6 protein-coding genes are annotated in these 3,249 nt (G+C 64.8%); 2 read left to right on the top strand and 4 right to left on the bottom strand.

The features are described from left to right. Positions 1 to 559 (top strand): hypothetical protein (locus AC2VOU_RS18220; protein ID WP_486958628.1); only part of this gene is annotated, 559 nt, incomplete at its 5' end. Positions 560 to 872: 313 nt separating this feature from the next. Here the strand turns inward: AC2VOU_RS18220 and AC2VOU_RS18215 are convergent. The 4 genes from AC2VOU_RS18215 to AC2VOU_RS18200 all read right to left on the bottom strand — a co-directional run bounded on the left by AC2VOU_RS18215 (position 873) and on the right by AC2VOU_RS18200 (position 3,037). After that, positions 873 to 1,103 (bottom strand): hypothetical protein, encoded by a 231-nt coding sequence (locus AC2VOU_RS18215; RefSeq protein WP_486958627.1) that lies wholly within the window; start codon positions 1,101 to 1,103, stop codon positions 873 to 875. A gap of 149 nt (positions 1,104 to 1,252) precedes the next feature. Further along, positions 1,253 to 1,603 carry a hypothetical protein gene (locus tag AC2VOU_RS18210; RefSeq protein WP_486958626.1) on the bottom strand — a complete coding sequence of 117 codons (351 nt, stop codon included), beginning with the start codon at positions 1,601 to 1,603 and terminating at the stop codon, positions 1,253 to 1,255. Positions 1,604 to 1,773: 170 nt separating this feature from the next. After that, positions 1,774 to 2,160, bottom strand: a complete 387-nt coding sequence (locus AC2VOU_RS18205; RefSeq protein WP_486958625.1) for a DUF2237 family protein — start codon at positions 2,158 to 2,160, stop codon at positions 1,774 to 1,776. Further along, positions 2,153 to 3,037: an LLM class flavin-dependent oxidoreductase gene (locus AC2VOU_RS18200; protein ID WP_486958630.1), complete on the bottom strand. Its 885-nt coding sequence runs from the start codon at positions 3,035 to 3,037 to the stop codon at positions 2,153 to 2,155. Before AC2VOU_RS18200 ends, AC2VOU_RS18205 begins: the two co-directional genes overlap by 8 nt. 75 nt (positions 3,038 to 3,112) lie before the next feature. Between AC2VOU_RS18200 and AC2VOU_RS18195 the strand changes: the two genes are divergently transcribed. Further along, a partial coding sequence (locus AC2VOU_RS18195; RefSeq protein WP_486958629.1) for a VOC family protein occupies positions 3,113 to 3,249 on the top strand: 137 nt, incomplete at its 3' end.

The following is a 3,249-nucleotide window of genomic DNA, read 5'->3' as shown; positions in this document are numbered from 1 at the left end:
TAATCTATGCGATCCCAAGCAGTTTCGTCGCTGGGCTGTCAAAATTGCGCTGCTTCGTTGTTACTACGAAAATCCGCTCATCGTCGAACCGTTCGATCCAGCAACGCTTTTCACCGGTAAAGACATCACCGACTGGCATATCTTCATTGGGCGTACGGCTCACCCCGATCACCGACACGCATTCGCCGGCGTTGGACCACTCTTGCCCGACGGCGGTAGGGGTTTCGCCGGTGTGACCCAGGTTTCATGGACTCTCGGTTACAGTTTCGTCCTAGCCCTGCGACTGGTGAATGGTAACGAGTGGTCAGGGAATTGCCTACGCAACTTCAAGGCTTACAACAGAACTCGTGGCGTTCTGGTGAGAGAGGTGCTTCCAAACGCGCCGACCATGCCAAGCGTTAGTCAGCTTCCGCCTCTGCCGGTGCCGGAACTGCTGCGGCTTGTGTGGTTCTTCACGCCGAATCCTGCTTCGCCGATTGCGAACGATATTCGTGCGACGACGGAAACGATCAAAGAGACTTTCGATCAAGTAGGTGCCGAGTGGTATGACCTGGACTGAACCGAAGTGGAAAGGGTGACGGCATGCTGATAGGACCGCCGACACCCGCCACGCTTATCGGCTACTCGCTGCGATGGTCGACGGGTCTATGTCGTGCGCGCCAATGTGCGTCGGCCTAGACGAAGCCACGACAGCGGCGCTCGCCGCGATAGCACCGACCGCCGTACCGCGCCGGCGCATATGTCGGCCAAGTTCGCCATTTTGATTGTGGGCATAATGCGTGCCTGAACCGTCCTAGTTCTGCCAGAGGATGCATGAAACCCGGATTGGTTCAGTAACTCCGATGCCCGACACCGCCCACGCTGGCGATAGTTCAGTCGTCGAGGTAGCGAACGTGGTCGTCGTCGTACTCGGGCCGCGGCCCGAAGGTCGTGCTGCGATCGATCAGGGAGTGCGGTGACGCGGGAGCTCGGTAAGGGCCCCACTCAGGGTCTTGGCGCGGGTCGATCCGGCCGTTCCGTATCTGCCGGAACACCCCGTACGAGCCGAGCATGAACAGAGCGATCGCGGCGACGAATGCAAGCGCGGCGAAAACCGATGTCATTTCGACACCATATGGCTCGAGATCGTCGTGCACCACACGCCGAGCATCCGGTCGTTCGCTGCCGGCGAATAGTTGAGCATCTCGTTGACGATCTCACACGAGGCGTGCATCGCTCCCCCCAGACCGACCGACTGCCACCGCCCCCGTCGCTACTCGGTGCAGCTTCCCGGCGGCGCCGGCACCGGCCCCTGCTGCGGTGGGGTGAACAGCCCCGGCGGAGGCGGCGGCTTGACGCACTGAACGATCACCAGCGCGGCCGTCCCCGGAGCGCCCCGGTTGATCGCACGCCAGTAGGAGCCGTCGTCGTAGGGCACACCGTCGCAGGACGGCTCGGCCGGCGTCATCATGTCCACCGTCCCGCCACCGGGGCAGTAGTGGGCGCCGAAGTCGGGCTTGTGCGGGTCAGGCGGTGGAGGAGGAGGAGCGGCGTGGCCCAACGGCGCGCTCAGCAGGGCGGCAGCGGTCAGCGCGAGCATCATCACGTGCTTCATGGTCGGCATCCTGTCAGGGTGTCGTCGCGGTCTGGCTGTAGCAATTATCCGCACATATGTCCGTAGTGCTACTTGGCGACCTTGTGCGGTGTCCGCGAGACAGCACCCTAACAGGCATAACTCCGATTGCGGCTAACCACTGGCAACCGGGGCCGCGGACGTCGGGCGCGCATCAACGACTACAGGCCGCCCAGATCGTCGGGCACATCGACGGCGTGCTCCTGCAGTGCCTCGATCGGCACGATGTCGAGGGTGCGCTCGTGGGTGGACGCCAACACCACCGGGGCGGCCAGGCCGTCGCGGTACGCCAGCAGCCAGTTGCGCGCGGTCACGCACCAGCGATCTCCGGGTACCAGCCCGGGAAACCTGAACTGCGGCATGGGTGTCGAGAGGTCGTTGCCGATCGAGCGCTGATGCTGCAGGAATTCGGCGGTTACCACCGCGCAAATCGTGTGCAGGCCAATGTCTTCCGGTCCGCTCGAACAGCAGCCATCGCGGTAGAAGCCGGTCAACGGCGCACTGCCGCACGGCTCCAGCGGGCCGCCCAGGACGTTGCGTTCAGGCATTGATCTCCCCCACCAGATCGGCCGCGCGCCGCAGTTGATCGAGGTCGGAACTGGTGGGGATGAGCTGAACTTCGTCGGTGCCGACGGCTTTGAAATCGCGTAGCACCGCGACCAGGTCGTCGTCACTGCCGGCGAATCCGGTGGTGGGCGCCATGGCATCGACGTACTCAGCCGGTATCCAGTTCATGTAGCGACGCAGATGCCGGTGCACCTGGGCCCGGGCGTCATCGGCTGGTCCCAGCGCGAACCAGAACGACGTGGCCAGGTGAGGCCGGGCCTTGCCGGCCTCGGCCCAGGCGTCGCGCGCGACGTCGAACAACTCGTTCTGCTTGGCGACGTCGAGATCCAGCGTGGTCCCGGCCAGTCCGTCGGCCCACGCCGCCGCACTGCGCAGCGTCTTGGGTCCGATGGTCCCGACCAGTAGCGGCGGCCCACCCGGTTGAACCGGCGCCGGTCCGACCGGCAGCTTGGCATCGGTGATCTTTTCGCCGGCCCAGACCCGCTTCATCACCGCGGCCCGCTGCGCCATCCCGCGGATGGTCTGCGTCGCCGGGTCGGCGCCGACCGCGACGTAGTCCTCCACCCGTCCGCCGACGCCGAGGCCGACCGTGAGCCGCCCGCCGCAGATCATGTCGCCGGTCGCCAACGCCTTGGCCAGCATCACCGGATCGTGCAGTTGCGGCACGATCACCGTCGTCATCAGCCGCACCCGGTCGGTCCAGGCGGACAGCGCACCCAGCAACGTCAACGCCTCCGGGTTGTCGAAGGCCATCCGCTCGCCCCAACACAACGACGAGAACGGCCCGTCGTCGATCGTGCGCGCCCAATCCCGCAATACGGCGGCGTCCAAATCCGGCTCCATGACCGGCATGGTCATCGCTATCTGCACGATCGCGATTCTGGCATGGCGACCGCCCTGTGCCGGCGACTATCGGCGTGGCAGCATCACTAAATGGCCATCACCGCCAACTCGATCGCTCATGTCCGGCTTACCGTCACCGACATCGAACGATCCCGGCAGTTTTACGAGACTGTCTTCGGATGGCCCGTGCTGCTCGAGGTTCCCGACAACGCCGATGCGGCGACGCG

Source organism: Mycobacterium sp. TH-M25, from assembly GCF_057473665.1.
This window is presented reverse-complemented; position numbering and strand designations above follow the sequence as displayed.

Excerpts from the sequence above, each read along its gene's own strand:
- AC2VOU_RS18215 (WP_486958627.1), bottom strand. The coding sequence starts at position 1,103 with ATGACATCGGTTTTCGCCGCGCTTGCATTCGTCGCCGCGATCGCTCTG.
- AC2VOU_RS18210 (WP_486958626.1), bottom strand. The coding sequence starts at position 1,603 with ATGCCGACCATGAAGCACGTGATGATGCTCGCGCTGACCGCTGCCGCC.
- AC2VOU_RS18205 (WP_486958625.1), bottom strand. The coding sequence starts at position 2,160 with ATGCCTGAACGCAACGTCCTGGGCGGCCCGCTGGAGCCGTGCGGCAGT.
- AC2VOU_RS18200 (WP_486958630.1), bottom strand. The coding sequence starts at position 3,037 with ATGACCATGCCGGTCATGGAGCCGGATTTGGACGCCGCCGTATTGCGG.